The organism is Providencia sp. AGC89, assembly GCF_053543535.1.
Window position 1 is genome coordinate 1 of the sequence record NZ_JBIXLP010000041.1, and the last position, 853, is coordinate 853.

General features: G+C 29.2%; 1 protein-coding gene. It reads right to left on the minus strand.

The window, feature by feature from the left end; genetic code table 11:
* Positions 1–465 precede the first annotated feature (465 nt).
* A complete protein-coding gene (locus ACIPUA_RS07250) occupies positions 466–756 on the minus strand; it encodes a helix-turn-helix domain-containing protein (RefSeq protein ID WP_249890877.1) in 291 nt (96 codons plus the stop codon).
* Positions 757–853 lie beyond the last annotated feature (97 nt).

Consider the following 853-nt stretch of genomic DNA (forward strand, 5'->3'; position numbering starts at 1 on the left):
TGAATCGGTGTCTGAAAAATGGAGTATGTCAATACAAAACTGGAAATAGGCAATCAGTCGTTTTATTATAACGTTTGGTGACCGCCTAGACGGTCACCTTTAAATGAAAGATAAATGCAAAGAATTATTTACAGGGCTGTGTTCAGCAATGAGCTCTCTATGCCCCATGTCAATGTTCATAACAAGAATCACCTGTAAATAATACATGAGAAACTTACACTAAATTATCTGCAGGTTCAACTTAAGCACAAATAACAGTAAATCAAAACATTCTTTAAACCAATCATGTAAAATAGTTATTATTGTTTTTAATTAATCTACTTTAAACAATAAATAGAGTTATATTGAATTATTAATTCATCATTCATCTATTTGATTTAAATTATGATACATATCGTATAGCCATAATGAAAAATCAATTATATTTTGTAAATCACTCGTATTTTACACATAGGCATATCATGACTATGATTTTTTTATTATCGATGAACTTACATGGTGACATAAATATTCAAAAGGCAGTTCTTCCTTATCTATAACCAATAAATCAAACAGTGTAACACCTAAAATTTCACTGATTTCAAATAAAAAATCAACTGTAATTTTGTTGACCCCTCGCTCATAACGAGACACTTGTTGTTGGCTAATGTTTAACATTCTCGCTAGTTTCTCACCTGTGATGCCTTTTTCCTTCCGAATACAATGTATTTTTTTTCCAATTAATATACTCACCGGATAGCCTTTATTCTTCATCATAATATTATATTTCACTCTTTATTGGTGTGATAATACTTAAAAATAACACTACGAATTGTTAATATTGAATAACAATCATCTCAATACAATAGATAGC